Annotated in this window: 15 protein-coding genes; 9 read left to right on the forward strand and 6 right to left on the reverse strand. The window is 72.6% G+C overall.

Translation table 11 applies throughout. The features are described 5' to 3' along the window. The first annotated feature begins 3 nt into the window (after positions 1–3). The 7 genes from ASH01_RS23770 to ASH01_RS23500 all read left to right on the forward strand — a co-directional run bounded on the left by ASH01_RS23770 (position 4) and on the right by ASH01_RS23500 (position 7,467). The gene (locus ASH01_RS23770) at positions 4–960 is read left to right on the forward strand and encodes a lytic transglycosylase domain-containing protein (RefSeq protein WP_235509686.1); all 957 of its coding nucleotides are present in this window, start codon (positions 4–6) and stop codon (positions 958–960) included. 169 nt (positions 961–1,129) lie between these two features. Continuing rightward, on the forward strand, positions 1,130–2,854 hold the full coding sequence (locus ASH01_RS20900) for a nitrite/sulfite reductase (protein WP_056780763.1): 1,725 nt from the start codon (positions 1,130–1,132) through the stop codon (positions 2,852–2,854). Then, a complete protein-coding gene (locus tag ASH01_RS20905) occupies positions 2,851–3,600 on the forward strand; it encodes a phosphoadenylyl-sulfate reductase (protein WP_056780764.1) in 750 nt (249 codons plus the stop codon). The genes ASH01_RS20900 and ASH01_RS20905 overlap by 4 nt, the downstream gene beginning before the upstream one ends. After that, a complete protein-coding gene (gene cysD / locus ASH01_RS20910) occupies positions 3,597–4,559 on the forward strand; it encodes a sulfate adenylyltransferase subunit CysD (protein WP_082620059.1) in 963 nt (320 codons plus the stop codon). The genes ASH01_RS20905 and cysD overlap by 4 nt, the downstream gene beginning before the upstream one ends. Beyond that, complete coding sequence (locus ASH01_RS20915) at positions 4,559–5,935, forward strand: sulfate adenylyltransferase subunit 1 (protein WP_056780767.1); 1,377 nt, start codon at positions 4,559–4,561, stop codon at positions 5,933–5,935. The genes cysD and ASH01_RS20915 overlap by 1 nt, the downstream gene beginning before the upstream one ends. Beyond that, positions 5,923–7,146 (forward strand): uroporphyrinogen-III C-methyltransferase, encoded by a 1,224-nt coding sequence (gene cobA / locus ASH01_RS20920; protein WP_056780769.1) that lies wholly within the window; start codon positions 5,923–5,925, stop codon positions 7,144–7,146. The genes ASH01_RS20915 and cobA overlap by 13 nt, the downstream gene beginning before the upstream one ends. A 147-nt stretch (positions 7,147–7,293) precedes the next feature. Beyond that, the gene (locus tag ASH01_RS23500; protein WP_156415697.1) at positions 7,294–7,467 is read left to right on the forward strand and encodes a hypothetical protein; all 174 of its coding nucleotides are present in this window, start codon (positions 7,294–7,296) and stop codon (positions 7,465–7,467) included. Positions 7,468–7,493: 26 nt separating this feature from the next. Here ASH01_RS23500 and ASH01_RS20925 read toward each other — a convergent pair whose 3' ends face one another. Then, a complete protein-coding gene (locus ASH01_RS20925) occupies positions 7,494–8,048 on the reverse strand; it encodes a hypothetical protein (RefSeq protein ID WP_056780772.1) in 555 nt (184 codons plus the stop codon). 99 nt (positions 8,049–8,147) lie between these two features. Between ASH01_RS20925 and ASH01_RS20930 the strand changes: the two genes are divergently transcribed. Further along, a complete protein-coding gene (locus ASH01_RS20930) occupies positions 8,148–11,180 on the forward strand; it encodes an alpha-mannosidase (RefSeq protein WP_056780775.1) in 3,033 nt (1,010 codons plus the stop codon). 29 nt (positions 11,181–11,209) lie between these two features. On the opposite strand, the gene ASH01_RS20935 is transcribed toward ASH01_RS20930, so the two are convergent. The 3 genes from ASH01_RS20935 to ASH01_RS20945 all read right to left on the reverse strand — a co-directional run bounded on the left by ASH01_RS20935 (position 11,210) and on the right by ASH01_RS20945 (position 13,309). Then, positions 11,210–12,163, reverse strand: a complete 954-nt coding sequence (locus ASH01_RS20935; RefSeq protein ID WP_056780778.1) for a phosphotransferase enzyme family protein — start codon at positions 12,161–12,163, stop codon at positions 11,210–11,212. Positions 12,164–12,193: 30 nt separating this feature from the next. After that, positions 12,194–12,793, reverse strand: a complete 600-nt coding sequence (locus ASH01_RS20940) for a hypothetical protein (RefSeq protein WP_056780782.1) — start codon at positions 12,791–12,793, stop codon at positions 12,194–12,196. A gap of 123 nt (positions 12,794–12,916) precedes the next feature. Continuing rightward, positions 12,917–13,309, reverse strand: a complete 393-nt coding sequence (locus ASH01_RS20945; RefSeq protein WP_056780784.1) for a YciI family protein — start codon at positions 13,307–13,309, stop codon at positions 12,917–12,919. Positions 13,310–13,475: 166 nt separating this feature from the next. Between ASH01_RS20945 and ASH01_RS20950 the strand changes: the two genes are divergently transcribed. Continuing rightward, positions 13,476–14,009 carry an AAA family ATPase gene (locus tag ASH01_RS20950; RefSeq protein ID WP_056780786.1) on the forward strand — a complete coding sequence of 178 codons (534 nt, stop codon included), beginning with the start codon at positions 13,476–13,478 and terminating at the stop codon, positions 14,007–14,009. A gap of 72 nt (positions 14,010–14,081) precedes the next feature. Here the strand turns inward: ASH01_RS20950 and ASH01_RS20955 are convergent, their stop codons facing one another. After that, positions 14,082–15,365, reverse strand: a complete 1,284-nt coding sequence (locus tag ASH01_RS20955) for an MFS transporter (protein ID WP_056780788.1) — start codon at positions 15,363–15,365, stop codon at positions 14,082–14,084. Between the two features lie 37 nt (positions 15,366–15,402). Continuing rightward, entirely contained in the window at positions 15,403–16,602 is a 1,200-nt protein-coding gene (argE, locus tag ASH01_RS20960; protein WP_082620061.1) for an acetylornithine deacetylase, read from the reverse strand. Positions 16,603–16,659 lie beyond the last annotated feature (57 nt).

Consider the following 16,659-nt stretch of genomic DNA (forward strand, 5'->3'; position numbering starts at 1 on the left):
GACATGTCAGGGGCGACCAGGCGACGACTGACCGCGGCACGAGCCGTGGCCGCCTCCGTCGTCGTGGCGACGGCCCTGGTCGGGTCCGCAGCGCGGGCCGTGGCCGACACCGCGCCGGCCGTGCCGACCCCGACCCCGGCGCCCTTGCTCTCACCGCTGGTCCCGGGAGGCGCTGCGGCCACGGCCAGCAGTGATGGCTCGACGCCACCGGCGCCGCCGCTCTTCGACAGCGGGTTCGGCTCTGTCGCAGGCGATCTCGTGCTGCCCGTCTTCGACGAGATCCGCGTTGCGGCTGCGGCCCTCGCGCAGGAGGCGCCTCCGGTCGTCGCCGCGACCCTCGAGCCGGGGGGCGGGTCGAGCGCCAACCCCACACCGTGGCGACCCAAGGCGGTCATCAAGATCCCCGTCGTCGTCACCGTGCCGCCCAAGGGCACCACGCGGCCGACCGCACGCACCAAGGACGAGATCATCTGGGCGGCATACGCCTCCGCCGCGGAGCGGCAGCGTGCCTGCCACATCCCCGTCATGCTGCTCGCCGCCATCGGCGAGGTGGAGTCGTCCTCGCTCCGTGGCCGGACGCTCGACGCGTCGCACGACGCCGTCCCGCCGGTCCGGGGTCCGGCGCTCTCGGGTGGCTCCTTCTCGGCGATCCGCGACACCGACGGGGGCCGCTACGACGGCGACCCGGTCTGGGACCGCGCCGTCGGCCCGATGCAGTTCATCCCCGGCACGTGGCGCATCTGGGGTGCTGACGGCAACGGCGACGGCGTCAAGGACCCGCAGAACATCGAGGACGCGGCGCTCGCGGCCGCGAACTACCTCTGCGCCGGTGGCCGCGACCTCTCGCGCCCGGCCGACCTCACGGCGGCGGTTCTCTCCTACAACCACTCGCAGGCGTATCTCTCGACGGTGGTCGGCATCGTCCAGGCCGTCGACTCCGGCCAGCTCGCCGGCCCCTGACCGCGCCACCCCTCCAACCGTCGAAAGGCCACGAATCGGGACCCGGTCCGTGGGCCTTTCGACGGTTGACAGGCCGCGGGGTGCCCGGCATTCCCACTGGTTGGGTGGGAAAGGGCCGCACTCTGGACCCGTTTGGGCAGAGATAAGTGCTGGTTATACATTCGATTACATGACCGTCACCGACTCCGCGACCGGCACGGCCCCGGTGCGCCCCGGCACCCGCCCGCCCCGCGCCGGCCGCTCCAACGGGCAGTGGAAGGTCGACGGCACCGAGCCGCTCAACGCCAACGAGACCTGGAAGCAGGAGGACGGCGGGCTCAACGTCCGCGAGCGGATCGAGCAGATCTACTCGCGCGAGGGCTTCGCGTCGATCCCGCCCCAGGACCTCTCGGGGCGCTTCCGGTGGTGGGGTCTCTACACGCAGCGCCGCCCCGGCATCGACGGCGGCCGCACCGCTCAGCTCGACGACACCGAGCTGTCCGACGAGTACTTCATGCTCCGCGTCCGCCTCGACGGCGGCGCGATCAGCCTCGCCCAGCTGCGCGTCCTCGCGGAGATCAGCCACGAGTTCGCTCGCGGCACCGCCGACATCAGCGACCGGCAGAACATCCAGTACCACTGGATCCGCGTCGAGGACGTCCCCGAGATCTGGCGGCGCCTCGAGGCCGTCGGTCTCCAGACGACCGAGGCGTGCGGCGACACCCCGCGGGTCATCCTCGGCAGCCCGCTCGCCGGGGTGGCGCAGGACGAGATCATCGACCCGACGCCCGTCATCGACGAGATCCTCGACCGCTACATCGGCGACCCCGAGCTCGCCAACCTGCCGCGCAAGTTCAAGTCGGCCATCACCGGCCACCCGAGCCTCGACGTCGTGCACGAGATCAACGACATCTCCCTCGTCGGGGTCATCCACCCCGAGCTCGGCGCCGGCTACGACCTCTGGGTCGGCGGTGGCCTCTCGACGAGCCCCCGCCTCGCCGAGCGGGTCGGGGTCTTCGTGCGGCCCGAGGAGGCCGCCGAGGTCTGGCACGGGGTCATCCGGATCTTCCGCGACTACGGCTACCGCCGGCTGCGCAACAAGGCCCGCCTCAAGTTCCTCCTCGCCGAGTGGGGTCCCGAGAAGTTCCGCCAGGTGCTCCAGGACGAGTACCTCGAGCGCGAGCTCCCCGACGGCCCGCCGCCCGCGCCCGCCAGCGGCCCCGGCGACCACGTCGGCGTGCACCTGCAGAAGGACGGCAAGCGCTACATCGGCGCGGCTCCGACCGTCGGTCGCATCAGCGGCGACGTGCTCACCGGGCTCGCCGACCTCATGGAGCACGTCGGCTCCGACCGGCTGCGCCTGACCCCGCACCAGAAGCTCGTCGTCCTCGACGTCCCGGGCCGCCTCGTCCGGGGCGCCGTCACCCGCCTCGAGAAGCTCGGCCTCAGCACCGCGCCGAGTCCCTTCCGGCGACACACGATGGCGTGCACCGGCATCGAGTTCTGCAAGCTCGCCATCGTCGAGACCAAGGCGACGGCGGCGACGACGATCGCCGCGCTCGAGCAGCGTCTCGCCGACGTCACCGAGCAGCTCGACACCCCGATCAGCCTCAACGTCAACGGCTGCCCGAACTCGTGCGCCCGCATCCAGGTCGCCGACATCGGCCTCAAGGGCCAGCTCGTGACGATCGACGGTGAGCAGGTGCCCGGCTTCCAGGTGCACCTCGGCGGCGGCCTGGCCTCCGTCGACCGCGACGAGGCCGGCCTCGGACGCACCGTCCGCGGCCTCAAGGTGACGGCCGACGACCTGCCCGACTACGTCGAGCGCGTCGTGCGGACCTTCCTCGACCAGCGCGAGTCCGGCGAGAGCTTCTCGTCGTGGACCCGCCGAGCAGACGAAGGAGCACTCCTGTGACCGCAGTTCCCCTCGCGACGCCCAAGGTCCCGCGCAGGCGGCGCAGCGATGCCGAGCTCAAGGCGATCGTCGACGACTTCAACGCCACGCTCGGCGCCGACCCCGAGCACGAGCCGACGGCCGACGAGGTCGCGGCGTGGGCGGCCTTCCACTTCGACGGCACCCTCGCGGTGGCCTGCTCGATGGCCGATGCCGTGCTGCCCCACGTCGTCTCGCGCTTCGCGCCGGGGGTCGACGTCCTCTTCCTCGAGACCGGCTACCACTTCTCCGACACGATCGTCACCCGCGACATCGTCGCCGAGGACCTGCCGATCACGCTCGTCAACGTCATGCCCGAGCTGACCGTCGCCGAGCAGGACGAGAAGTACGGCGCTCGCCTCTACGAGCGCGACCCGGCACTGTGCTGCCAGATGCGCAAGGTCGAGCCGCTCGCGCGGACCCTGCCGCTCTACGAGGCATGGGTCACCGGAGTCCGCCGCGAGGAGGGCCCGACCCGGGCCGACACCCCCCTCGTGACGTGGGACGCCAAGAACGGCCTCGTCAAGATCAACCCGCTCGCGGCGTGGACCTTCGACGAGCTGCTCGCGTATGCCGGTGAGCACCAGGTCGAGGTCAACTCCCTCCTCTCCGACGGCTACCCCTCGATCGGCTGCGAGCCGTGCACCCGCCGGGTCGAGCCCGGCGAGGACCCCCGGGCCGGCCGCTGGGCCGGCTTCTCCAAGACCGAGTGCGGACTCCACACATGACGACGACCACCCCTCTGGACGCGGCCCCGGCCGCCCCTGCCGGTGACCCGGGCGACTCCGACGACCGCCGCCTCACCCACCTCGACACCCTCGAGGCCGAGGCGATCCTCGTCATCCGCGAGATGGCGGGCGAGCTCGAGCGTCCGGCGCTGCTCTTCAGCGGCGGCAAGGACTCCGTCGTCATGCTCCACCTCGCGACTAAGGCCTTCTGGCCGGCGCCGATCCCCTTCCCGGTGCTGCACGTCGACACGGGCCACAACTTCCCCGAGGTCCTCGCCTACCGCGACGAGACCGTCGAGCGCCTCGGCCTGCGGCTCGTCGTCGCGAGCGTGCAGGACTACATCGACGACGGCCGGCTGCGCGAGCGCGCCGACGGCACCCGCAACCCGCTCCAGACGTTGCCGCTGCTCGACGCCATCAACGACCACCGTTTCGACGGTGTCTTCGGCGGTGGGCGACGCGACGAGGAGAAGGCGCGCGCCAAGGAGCGCATCGTCAGCCTCCGCGACGAGTTCGGCCAGTGGGACCCGAAGAACCAGCGGCCCGAGCTGTGGAACCTCTTCAACCCCAGGCACCGACCGGGCGAGCACGTGCGCGTCTTCCCGATCAGCAACTGGACCGAGGTCGACATCTGGCGCTACATCGACCGCGAGCACATCCCGCTCGCGCCGCTCTACTACGCCCACGAGCGCGAGGTCTTCCAGCGTGATGGCATGTGGCTCGCTGTCGGCCCGGTGAGCCAACCGCGCGACGACGAGCCCGTCGAGACGCGCCTCGTGCGCTACCGCACCGTCGGCGACATGTCGTGCACCGGGGCCGTCGAGTCCCCGGCGCGCACGAACGCCGAGATCGTCGTCGAGGTGGCCGCCTCGACCCTGACCGAGCGCGGCGCCACGCGCGCCGACGACCGGATCTCCGAGGCCGCCATGGAGGACCGCAAGAAGGAGGGTTACTTCTAGTGACCGCCCCCACCCAGACCACGCCGGTCCTCGACCCGGCCGCCGTTGCCGGTGCCGCCCGCGGCACCCTGCTCCGGCTCGCCACGGCCGGTTCGGTCGACGACGGCAAGTCGACCCTCGTCGGTCGCCTCCTCCACGACACGAAGTCGGTGCTCTCCGACCAGCTCGCCGCCGTCGAGCGCGTCTCCCGCGACCGTGGCCTGACCGCCGCCGACCTCGCGCTGCTCACCGACGGCCTGCGCGCCGAGCGCGAGCAGGGCATCACCATCGACGTCGCCTACCGCTACTTCGCGACGGCGAACCGCTCGTTCGTCCTCGCCGACTGCCCCGGTCACGTGCAGTACACGCGCAACACCGTCACCGGCAGCTCGACGGCCGACGTCGTGGTGCTCCTCGTCGACGCGCGCAAGGGCGTCCTCGAGCAGACCCGCCGCCACCTCGCCGTGACCGCGCTGCTCCGGGTGCCGCACGTCGTCGTCGCCGTCAACAAGATCGACCTCGTCGACTTCTCGCAGGAGGTCTACGACCGCGTCGAGTCCGAGGTGCAGGCCGTGGCCCGCGAGCTCGGCGTCGTCGACGCCATCGCCATCCCGGTCAGCGCCCTCGACGGCGACAACGTCGCCGAGCGCTCGCCGCGCACCCCCTGGTACGACGGCCCGAGCCTGCTCGAGCTGCTCGAGGCGCTCCCGCCCTCGGACGACCCGGCGAACGAGTCGTTCCGCCTTCCGGTGCAGCTCGTCATCCGCCCCCAGGGCGCGGCCCGTGACGAGTCGCACCGCGACTACCGGGGGTATGCCGGCCAGGTGGCCTCGGGCGTCGTGCGCGTCGGTGACGAGGTGGTGGCCCTCCCGTCGGGCCGTCGCACGACCGTCGCGGGCATCGACCTCGGCGACCGCGAGCTCCAGGAGGCCTTTGCGCCGCAGTCGGTGACGCTGCGCCTCGCCGACGAGATCGACATCTCGCGGGGCGACGTCATCGCGGCCGCGGCCGACGCCCCCGAGCCGACCCAGGACATCAAGGCCGTCGTCTGCTGGCTCGGCGACGCCCCGCTGCGCCCGGCCCAGCGCCTGCTGCTCAAGCACGGCTCGCGCACGGTGCAGACGGCCGTCCGATCGCTCGACGGCGCCCTCGACCTCGACGGACTCCACACCGTCCCCGCAGAAGCCCTGTCGCTCAACGACATCGGCCTCGTGACGCTCCGACTGGCGGCGCCGGTCCCGGTCGAGAACTACTCGACCTCGCGTCGCGGCGGGTCGTTCCTGCTCATCGACGCGCACGACGGACGCACCGTCGCCGCCGGCATGGTGGGCGCGACCCTGCCCACGGCCGCCGACGCCCCGACGCAGCCCGAGGGTGACGAGGAATGGGAGATCTGAAGCCGGCGCTGCCGGTCGTCCTCGACCTGACCGGTCGGCTCGTCGTCGCCGTCGGTGGCGGGCCCGTGTCCGCGCGCCGGGTCCGGGCCTTCCTCGACGAAGGCGCCGTCGTGCGGGTCGTCGCCCCGTGGCTCTGCGAGGACCTGCGCGACCTGGCCGACGCCGGCCGCGTCGAGTGGCTCGAGCGCGACTACGCCGGCCCCGCCGACCTCGACGGCGCGTGGTTCGCCCACACGGCGACGGGCGAGCCGTCCGTCGACCGCGAGGTCGCCGCGGACGCCGAGGCCCTGCGCGTCTGGTGCGTCGACTCCACGGACGCCGCCGGCACGACCGCGAGCGTCGCCGCCCGCGCCGACGTGACGACCCCCGACGGCCGCGTCACCGTGGCTGCGTATGCCGCCGGCGACCCCGGTCTCGCCGTGACGGTCCGCGACGGGGTCGAGCTGGCGCTCGTCTCGGGCACGCTCGACCTGCGCCGCACCCGCACGCACGGCCGTCGCGGCTGGGTCGCCCTCGTCGGCGGCGGGCCGGGCATCGACGGCCTCCTCACGGCCCGCGGCCACGAGCTGCTCGCCTCGGCCGACGTCGTCGTCGTCGACCGGCTCGCGCCCCGCGCCGTCGTCGACCGGCTGCCTGCGTCGGTGCGCGTCATCGACGTCGGCAAGACCCCGGGCAACCACCCGGTGCCGCAGTCGCGCATCAACGACATCCTCGTCGAGGAGGCCCAGCGCGGCCTCGGCGTCGTTCGGCTCAAGGGCGGTGACCCCTACGTCCTCGGCCGCGGCGGCGAGGAGCGCGACGCCTGCGAGGCACACGGCATACGGGTCGAGGTGGTGCCCGGCGTGACGAGCGCGGTCAGCGTGCCCGCGGCGGCCGGCATACCCGTGACCCACCGCGGCGTCGCGCGCGGCTTCACGGTCGTCACGGGCCACGAGGACATCCCGGTGCTCCCCACGGGCGGCGACCACACGCTCGTCCTGCTCATGGGTGTCACCCAGCTCGCCCGCACGACCGAGCTGCTCGCCCGGCACGGCCGGTCGGCCGACTGCCCCGTCGCGGTCGTCGAGCGCGGCTTCGGGCCCGACCAGCGCACCACGGTCGGCACGGTCGGCACCATCGCCGAGCTCGCCCGCGAGCGTGGCGTGCGGTCCCCCGCAGTCGTCGTCGTGGGCGACGTCGTGCGCCTCGGCCCCGACTGGCAGCAGCGCTGACCTCTGAGCCGTACGCCGGCTGCTGGGCCACGCCCCGCCCCCGAGCCGCACCCCGCCGCCGAGCGGGCTTGGACGCGCGCCCGCTCTCGGCTATCGTGGTCGCGAACGCATACCCCCATGGGTATACATCGACCAAGGAGATCGACCATGTGCCGAGCGGCCACCTGCAAGACCTGCGGCAAGACGACGTGGGCCGGCTGCGGCCAGCACGTCGACCAGGTCATGCGCAACGTGCCCGCGGGCCAGCGCTGCCCGGGCCACGCCGAGTCCGAGAAGGCGTCCGGTCCCGGCTTCCTCAGCCGCATCCTCGGTCGCGGCTGACGCACGCCTCGACAGGCGCGACCCGCTCAGCCGAGCGCGGCCGCCTGCGCCTCGACGAGCGCCGCGAGCTGCGGCCACCGGACCGCCTCGGCCCGCCCACCGAGCGCCGCCACGACGACCGTGCTGCCGACGACGCACCACACGGTGAGGGTGCGCGAGTGCTCGCCGTCGAGGACGAACGCCTGCTCGGCCGCCTCCACGTGCGTCGTGCCGGCCACCTCGGGCGCCGCGACCGCCCGCAGCTCGCCGACGTCGGAGAGGCCCTTGCTCTGCGGCATCGTCCTCGGGAGCGCGCGCAGCTCGGTGAGGGCCGCACGGGCGTCCTCCGGTGACGCGAAGGGGATGACCTGGATGAAGAGGTCGGCCCGGCCCACCTCCTGGTAGCCGCGCACGCTCGTGACCGAGCGGATCGCGCGTGCCCGGGTGATGGCCTCGCTCGTGCTGCCGCTCGCGCCGGTGCGATAGGTCCGTCCACCGCGCGCGACCCACGGGCCGCCGGGGACATCGCCCGGCGACAGGCAGGCGTTGCGCGAGCCGATCGACCTGACCTGCGCGAGCATGAGGCGTCCGATGTTCGTCACGCGGTCACGATATGCCGGAGGTCGTCGCCCGTGCGGCGATCGGTCCGCGTCGGGCCGTCGTGCCGAGATCGGCCGACCCCGCACCCCCGAGAGGCAGCCATGCACGACGACATCCCCCTGACCGTGGGGCGCGTGACGCGCGTCCTCGCCGAGCGCATCCTCCCGGCCGTGCACGCCGAGGCGGTGCAGCTCACGGCCGAGTGGCACGAGCTGCCCGGCGAGCCGGTGTCGCCGGCCGAAGGCCTCGCCCTCGACTACACGCCGTATGCCGTCGGGACCCCGTGGGGCGCCGCCTGGGGCACGACGTGGTTCCGGCTCACGGGGCAGGTGCCGGCGCACTGGGCCGGGCGGCGCGTCGAGATCGTCGCCGACCTCGGCTTCGACCGCGACATGACCGGCTTCCAGTGCGAGGGGCTCGTCTACCGCGCCGACGGCACGCCGATGAAGTCGCTCAACCCGCGCAACCAGTGGGTCCTCGTCGCCGACGAGGCCGATGCCGGGCAGGCCGTCGAGCTCTACGTCGAGGCCGCCTCGAACCCGATCCTCGTCGCGGGCAACCCCTTCGTGCCGACGCGCGAGGGCGACATCGTCACGAGCTCGTCGACGCGCCTGTACACGACCGGTCGCCTCGACCTCGCGGTCTTCGAGCGCGACGTCTTCGAGCTCGCGCTCGACGTCCAGGTGCTCCTCGAGCTGCAGGCCGAGCTGCCGCCCGGACCGCGGCGCATGCAGGTGCTCCAGGCCCTCGACGACGCCATGGACCGCCTCGACCTCCAGCACGTCGCCGCGACGGCCGCCGATGCGCGCGCCGCCCTCGTCGACGTGCTCGCCCGCCCCGCCGAGGCGAGCGCGCACGAGATCTCCGCCGTCGGCCACGCCCACATCGACAGCGCCTGGCTGTGGCCCGTGCGCGAGACGATCCGCAAGGTGGCCCGGACGACCTCGTCGATGACGACGCTCATCGACGAGACCGACGACTTCGTCTACGGCATGTCGAGCGCCCAGCAGTACGCGTGGATCAAGGAGCACCGGCCCGAGGTCTGGGAACGGGTCAAGGCAGCCGTCGCCGCCGGCCGCTTCCTGCCGCTCGGGGGCATGTGGGTCGAGAGCGACACCGTCATGCCGTCCGGCGAGTCGCTCGTGCGCCAGTTCCTCCACGGCCAGCGCTTCTTCGAGACCGAGCTCGGCATCCGCTGCCGCGGCGTCTGGCTGCCCGACAGCTTCGGCTACTCGCCCGCCCTGCCACAGCTGATGCGCCGGGCCGGCTTCGAGTGGTTCTTCACGCAGAAGATCTCGTGGAACCAGGTCAACACGTTCCCGCACCACACCTTCCTCTGGGAGGGCATCGACGGCTCCCGCGTCCTCAGCCACTTCCCGCCGATGGACACCTACAACGCGCAGCTGTCCGGCGCGGAGGTCGCCCTGGCCTCGCGCCAGTTCCGCGAGAGCCGCGTCGCCACCGGCTCGATCGCGCCCGTCGGCTGGGGCGACGGCGGCGGCGGCACGACCCGCGAGATGACGGGCCGGGCGAGCCGCCTCGCCGATCTCGAGGGCAGCCCGAGGGTGCGCTGGGAGCACCCCGACGCCTTCTTCGACCGCACCCGTGAGCAGCTGCCGCAGGCGCCCGTCTGGGTCGGGGAGCTCTACCTCGAGCTGCACCGGGCGACGCTGACCTCGCAGCACCGCACGAAGCAGGGCAACCGTCGCACCGAGCACCTGCTCGTCGAGGCGGAGCTGTGGGCGGCCACGGCCGCCGTGCGGACGGGGACGGCATACCCCCACGACGAGCTCGACGCCCTGTGGGAGCAGGTGCTGCTCCAGCAGTTCCACGACATCCTGCCCGGGACGTCGATCGCGTGGGTGCACCGCGAGGCGGTCGAGCAGTACGCCCGGGTCACCGAAGCGGCCGAGGCGATCGTCGCGCGCTCCCTCGCGGCGCTCGTCGGTGAGGGCGACACGGCCCTCGAGGCCAACGCCGCGCCCTTCGAGCGTGCCGGGGTGCCGGCCGGCGGCGTCGTCGAGCGGGAGTCGCGGACCGACGAGCCCGGGGCGTATGCCGTGTCGCTGAGCGAGCGCGACGGCGGCTGGGTCCTCGACAACGGCGTCGTCGCGGTGACGGTGTCGGCCGAGGGACTGGTCACCTCGGCCGTCGACCTCGCGACGGCACGCGACGCCATCGCACCGGGGCGCGAGGGCAACCTCCTCCAGCTGCACGAGGACGTCCCGAACCGCTGGGACGCGTGGGACGTCGACCGCTACTACCGCAACCGGGTCACCGACCTGCGCGACGTGAGCGCACTGTCGGCCTCGGTCGACGAGGAGGGGGTCGCCCGGGTCGTCGTCGAGCGGCGCATCTCGCCCGACTCCACCGTGCGACAGGAGCTCTCGCTCGCACCGGGAGCGAGGCTCCTCGAGATCGAGCAGGAGACCGACTGGAACGAGACGGAGAAGTTCCTCAAGGTCGCCTTCCGGCTCGACGTGCGCGCCGAGCACGTCGCCGCAGAGACGCAGTTCGGCTTCCACCGCCGGGTCACGCACACGAACACGAGCTGGGAGGCGGCGAAGTTCGAGACGTCCATGCACCGCTTCGTGCTCGCCGAGGAGCGCGGCTTCGGGGTCGCGCTCGTCAACGACTCGACCTACGGCCACGACGTGACTCGCGACGTCGTCGGCGACGACGTCATCACGACGCTGCGGCTGTCGCTGCTGCGGGCCCCGCGCTTCCCCGACCCCGAGACCGACCAGGGCGTCCAGACGCACCGCTACGGGCTCGTCATAGGGGCCGACGCCGAGGTCGCGACACGCGAGGGCGCGCTCATGGGGACGCCGGCCCGTCGGGTCACCGGTGGCCACGGCGTCGGCCCGCTCGTCACGGCGACGGGTGAGGGCATCGTCGTGTCGAGCGTCAAGGAGGCCGCCGACCGCTCGGGCGACCTCGTCGTCCGGGTCTACGAGTCGCTCGGTGGACGGGCCCGCGGCACGGTGCGACTCGACCTCCCGGTCGGCTCGGTGACGACGGCGACGCTCCTCGAGGAGCCGCTGGACGACGGCGAGGTCCCGGTCGTCGATGGCGCGGTGCAGGTGGAGCTCGGTGCCTTCGAGGTGCGGACCCTGCGGGTCGTCCGGGCCTGAGCCCAGCCGCGGAGCGGTGCTCTCCGACGTCAGGTGACGGCGGCGAGCACCCGGTCGATGCGCGGCAGCGTCACCGGGTCGTCGGGGATCTCGAGGAACCAGGCGGCGAGGCGCTCGCGTTCCGGCTCGCTGCTCGCACCGACCCAGCGCGAGCAGGCGAGCTGGCCGATGTGGGCCTGCTCGGCGACGAGCATCGTGAAGTGCCCGCGGCGGGTGACCCGCCCCGGTCCGCCGGCCTCGCGGTATGCCGTGTGCAGCCGCCGCGCGCGGGCCGGGTCGTCGTCGCCGAACTCGAAGAGCACCATGGCGAGCTCCTGGCTCGGGTCGGCCGGGCCGAGGTTCTCGAAGTCGATGACGCAGACGTCACCGCCGGACGTGGCGAGCACGTTGTCGGCCCAGAGGTCGCGGTGGCAGACGATGGGCGACTCGTGCGGCTCGACGACCGACTCGACGGCGACGAGCTCGTCGACGAGCGCGCCGAGCTGCCCGGCGAACGGTGCACCCTCCTCGAGGACCCGCTGGTGCAGCTCGCGCCACCGCTGCTCGCCGAAGCCCGTCGCGAACCAGTTGTCGACGGCCTCGTCCGACGGCGCGCCCGCCCGGTGCAGTCCCGCGAGCGTGCGCCCGACCGCGACCGGGTCGAGTCGGCGGGTCCGTGGCTGCAGGTCGACCCACTCGAAGACCCGGACGGCCGTCTCGCCGTCCGTGGTGTCGACGGTCGTGGCCACGTCGCCGCTGGTCGTGCGCAGGATCCGCGGCGTGACGACGCCCTGCTCTCGGGCCGCCGCGACAAGGTCGGCGTCCCTCGAGGCTGCGTCCAGGTCGGGCGTGGCGAACCACTCCTTGACGGCGTGGCTGCCGTGACCGGTGTCGAGCCGCCACACCTGGCCGAGCTGACCGCGCGCGACCGGGCCGGTCAGGCTCGCGGTCCCGTCGAGACCGTAGGCGTCTGCGACCTCTCGGGCCGCTGTAGGGGTGAGCATCGGATCCCGTTCGCGCTCAGGCGATCCCGGTCACGGAAGGAGGCGCCAGACGGCGACGCCGACCGTGACGACGGCGAGAGCGAGGGAGGCCCAGCCGAGGGGCGATCGGCCGGATCGCCCGCGACCGAGGAGGAGCAGCAGCGCCGCGAGGACCGACAGGACGGCTGCGACGACCGTCTCCTCGGCGCCGAGGTCGATGGTCCGGATGAGGATCGTGTCGGTGACGCCGTGACGGGTCAGGAAGCCGAGGACGCGGATCACGACGAAGAGCCACCAGCCGACCGTGATCCAGAAGAGCGCCACACCGATCTGCCCGAGCAGCGGGTCGACGGTCTCGTCGGTGACCTGGCTGGGAGCTGAGGTGGCCGGCCAAACCGGCTGTCCGGCATACGGATTCGGCGGCACGGGGGGAGCAGACGGCTGTGGGGAGGGCCACGACGGGTCGGCCGTCGGCGGCTCACGCGTCGGCTCGAAGACGGGGATGGCCTGCGTCGGCGCCGCGGCCGCAGGTGTCGTGGGTCCGGCCGCGCCGGCCCCCGGACCGCGCGGCAGGTTGGGCACGGGGACGGTGAACTGCTCGTCCGGGCCCGTCGGCCCGGTGGACCCGCCTGACACGGGGGTGTCGCTCATGGCGACAACGTACCTCGCGACCCGGCGCCCCGGCGGGATCGTCAGCGCCCGGAAGGCACGGTGGACTGCCCGAGCGTCAGTGCGGGAAGGACGTCCACGTGTCGTCCGTGGTCCGCCCGTCGGTCAGGCGTCGACGGGCGGAGGCCCGGCGAGCGGACGCACCTCGATCGGGACGCCGGTCGGCGCCCCACCCGGCCCGGGTGACGACGACGCCTTCGCCGCGATGGCATACGCCCGTTCCTCGCTGTCGCACTCGACGACCCAGAAGCCGATGAGGAACTCCCGACCCTCGGGGAACGGCCCGTCGCTGACGGCGGGCGCCCCGTCGGCGTGGCGCACGATCCGTGCCTGGTCGGGCCACGCGAGCCCGGCGTTGAAGACCATCTCGCCGTTCTCCTCGAGCTCCCGGTCGAACGACCGCTGGAACTCGATCATGTTCGCGATGTCTGTCTGGCTCCACTCCAGCACCTCGCGACCGCCGTCGTGCCCCACGTGCATCATCAGCATGAATCTCATCGCGGCCTCCTTCGACGCTGGCAGTGCTCCGATGTCGACACTAGCCACGAGTCGCTGCTCGCGGAGGGAGAGACGTCGTCGACGTCGTCGGCGACGGACCGGACAGGGCCGACCCCGGCGAGAGGTCGACGATGATGGGGCGAAACGCTCGCACGGAAGGTGATCGATGAGCCCCCCGACCCTGTTCCTGACCGTGGGACTGCCCGGCACCGGCAAGACCACCGCAGCCCGGCGCCTCGAGGTCGAGCAGCGGGCCCTCCGACTGACGAAGGACGAGTGGGTCAAGGCGCTCTACGGGCAAGACAACCCGCCGTCGGCCCAGGACGTCATCGAGGGCCGGCTCATCGAGGTCGGCCTGCGCGCCCTCGAGCTCGGCACCAACGTCGTCATCGACTACGGCCTGTGGGGCCGGGACGAGCGCTCCGCCCTGCGGCAGGCTGCAGCCGACCGGGGTGCACGGGTGGAGATCCACTACTTCGAGCTGACCCGGGGCGAGCAGCGTCGTCGTCTGGAGCTGCGCCTGGCCGAGGCGTCGCACACGACGTGGCACATGTCCGACGAGGAGCTCGACGCGTGGGCCACGAGCATCGAGGTCCCGACGCCCGGTGAGCTCGACGGCAGCGAACCCGTCGACGACCCACCGGCGGGCTTCGCCTCCTGGGCGGAGTGGCGCGCCCGTCGCTGGCCGGCCTCCGTCTGACACCCGCCGGACCGGGGGCGTATGCCGTCCGCGACGTCGGGCGAGCACGCCGACGCCGCGGACGGCGGGCACTCAGGCGGCGCCGTAGCGTCGGCGGGCCACCGTCAGGCCGACGAGCGAGATCACGGCGACCACCATGTAGTAGACGCTCGGGGCGTTGAGCGAGCCGGTGAGGCCGATGAGCCAGGTCAGCACGAGCGGGGCGATGCCGCCCATGACCGTGACGCCGACGTTGTAGGCGACGGAGACGCCGGTGGCCCGCACGTCGCTCGGGAAGAGCGTGGTCAGCAGGGCCGGCAGAGGGCCGAAGTAGAAGGCCATGATGACGCCGAGGAGCCCGATCGACACGACGAGGACCGGGACGGTCGGCGAGGTGATGACGATCGCGAAGAGCGGCCACGCGAGCACGAGCGCGCCCACGGCGGCCCACACCATGACCCGGGCCGGTCCGACGCGGTCGGCCAGCCGACCGACGAGCGGGACTCCGACCATCGTCACCACGCCCGCGACCACGCCGCCGAGGTACGCGGCGCTCGCGGGGACGCCGAGGTTCTTCACGGCATACGTCGGCATGAAGAGGATGAGGTAGACCGAGATGGTGGCGACGCCGACGCAGGCCGAGCCGGTGACCACCCGACCCAGGTGCTCGGTGAACGTCGCACGGATCGGTGCCTCGTTCGGGGTGCTCTCGGTGAACTCCTTGGGCTCCGTGAGGCGAGCCCGGACATAGAGGCCGACCGGACCGATGAGGCACCCGATGACGAACGGGATGCGCCAGCCCCAGGAGTAGAGGTCCTCCTTGGACAGCTGGGTGAACAGCACGTAGCCGAACGCCGACGCGAGGAACATCGAGAGGCCCTGGCTCGCCACCTGCCAGGAGGCGTAGTAGGCCTTGCGGTGCGGCGCGGTCTCGACGAGGAACGTCGTCGCCGAGCCGAACTCGCCGCCCGCCGAGAAGCCCTGGACGAGCCGTGAGACGAGGATGATGACCCCGGCCCACGCCCCCACCATGGCGTGGGTGGGCGCGGCCGCCATGAGGACCGTGCCGACCATCATGAGCAGGAGGGTGAGGGTCAGCGCCTTCTTGCGCCCGTGCCGGTCGCCGTAACCGCCGATGAGCATCCCGCCGAGCGGACGGACGAGGTAGGAGATGGCGAACGTCGCGAACGTGAGGATCAGGCCGAGGGTCTGGTCGCCCTCCGGGAAGAAGTTCTCGGCGATGACGATGGCGAACGACGCGTAGACGATGATGTCGAACCACTCGAGCGCGGCGCCGATGGAGCTGCTCAGCACCGCCTTGCGGGCTTCGGCCAAGCGTTCGGGAGTCACGTCTGTCGGTGTGGCGGTCAGGGTCATGGTGCTCCTTCGGGACGGCGTGGGAGGTCGGGGCGCGTCAGGCGCTGAGGTGGCTGAGGAGGTTGGCGAGGAGGGTGTCGCAGCGCTCGATCTGCTCGATCGCGACGAACTCGTCCGGCGCGTGGGCCTGCGCGATGTCGCCGGGGCCGCAGACGACGGTCGGGATGCCGGCGCGCTGGAAGAGGCCGGCCTCGGTGCCGTAGGCCACCTTCTCGGTGGAGGCCTCGCCACCGACCCTCGTCACGAGGTCGATGGCGTCCTCGTCGTCCGCGGTTTCGAGGCCCGGTGCCTGGGCGCCGATCGACACCTCGACGCGGGCGTCAGGGTTCTCGCGGCGCATCTCGGCCTCGATGCGGCGCGCCTCGGCGCGGAAGGTCTCGACGGTCGCGTCGACGTCCACCGCGCCGACGGCGCGGAACTCGAAGGTGAGCGAGCACTCGGCCGGGACGGTGTTGACGGCGATGCCGCCCTCGATCTGGTTGACCGTCGCCGTCGTGAAGGGCACGTCGTAGTGCTCGTCGAACGGGCCGTCGGTGCGGAAGCCGTCGGCGACGCCACGGACGAAGCGGACGAGCTGGGCGGCATACTCGATCGCATTGACACCGAAGGGCGTCCGCGAGGAGTGGGCCGCGACTCCGTGGAAGGTCACCTGCAGCATCGTCAGCGACTTGTGGCCGCGGATCACCCGCATGCTCGTCGGCTCGCCCACGATGCAGGCCCGGGGGCGCAGCCCACGCTCGACGATCGCGTCGACGAGGGAGACGGCGCCGACGCAGCCGACCTCCTCGTCGTAGGACAGGGCGAGGTGGACCGGCTCACGGAGCGGCGTCGTGCTCAGGGCCGGCACCGTGGCCATGACCGAACCGATGAAGGCCTTCATGTCACAGGAGCCGCGGCCGTAGAGACGGCCGTCGCGGATCTCGGGGACGAACGGCTCACTGGCCCAGTCCTGCCCGTCGACCGGCACGACGTCGGTGTGCCCCGACAGGACCACGCCCCCGGTGGTCGTGCCGTCCGCCGCCGGGATGGTGGCGAGCAGGTTGGCCTTGGTCCCGTCGTCGTTCGTGATGAGGACGGGCTCGACGCCGTGCTCCCGCAGGTGCGCGGCGACGAGGTCGATGAGCGGCAGGTTGCTGTCGCGGCTCGTCGTGTCGATCTCCATGAGCCGCGTGGTCCAGTCGAGACCGGCCGGCTGGGTCGGTCGCGTCATCTCGCGGGTCGCGCCTTCGGGCGGCATGCGTCGCTCCTGTGTCGGTCGTGCGTGCTGAGGACGGTGTGGCGTCGGGCCGCCTTG

Origin of the sequence: Terrabacter sp. Soil811 (genome assembly GCF_001429655.1) — a bacterium.
Lineage (GTDB): Bacteria > Actinomycetota > Actinomycetes > Actinomycetales > Dermatophilaceae > Terrabacter.

Excerpts from the sequence above, each read along its gene's own strand:
- cobA (WP_056780769.1), top strand. The coding sequence starts at position 5,923 with ATGGGAGATCTGAAGCCGGCGCTGCCGGTCGTCCTCGACCTGACCGGT.
- ASH01_RS20935 (WP_056780778.1), bottom strand. The coding sequence starts at position 12,163 with ATGCTCACCCCTACAGCGGCCCGAGAGGTCGCAGACGCCTACGGTCTC.
- ASH01_RS20930 (WP_056780775.1), top strand. The coding sequence starts at position 8,148 with ATGCACGACGACATCCCCCTGACCGTGGGGCGCGTGACGCGCGTCCTC.
- ASH01_RS20940 (WP_056780782.1), bottom strand. The coding sequence starts at position 12,793 with ATGAGCGACACCCCCGTGTCAGGCGGGTCCACCGGGCCGACGGGCCCG.
- ASH01_RS23500 (WP_156415697.1), top strand. The coding sequence starts at position 7,294 with ATGTGCCGAGCGGCCACCTGCAAGACCTGCGGCAAGACGACGTGGGCC.
- cysD (WP_082620059.1), top strand. The coding sequence starts at position 3,597 with ATGACGACGACCACCCCTCTGGACGCGGCCCCGGCCGCCCCTGCCGGT.
- ASH01_RS23770 (WP_235509686.1), top strand. The coding sequence starts at position 4 with ATGTCAGGGGCGACCAGGCGACGACTGACCGCGGCACGAGCCGTGGCC.
- ASH01_RS20900 (WP_056780763.1), top strand. The coding sequence starts at position 1,130 with ATGACCGTCACCGACTCCGCGACCGGCACGGCCCCGGTGCGCCCCGGC.
- ASH01_RS20955 (WP_056780788.1), bottom strand. The coding sequence starts at position 15,365 with ATGACCCTGACCGCCACACCGACAGACGTGACTCCCGAACGCTTGGCC.
- argE (WP_082620061.1), bottom strand. The coding sequence starts at position 16,602 with ATGCCGCCCGAAGGCGCGACCCGCGAGATGACGCGACCGACCCAGCCG.
- ASH01_RS20950 (WP_056780786.1), top strand. The coding sequence starts at position 13,476 with ATGAGCCCCCCGACCCTGTTCCTGACCGTGGGACTGCCCGGCACCGGC.
- ASH01_RS20945 (WP_056780784.1), bottom strand. The coding sequence starts at position 13,309 with ATGAGATTCATGCTGATGATGCACGTGGGGCACGACGGCGGTCGCGAG.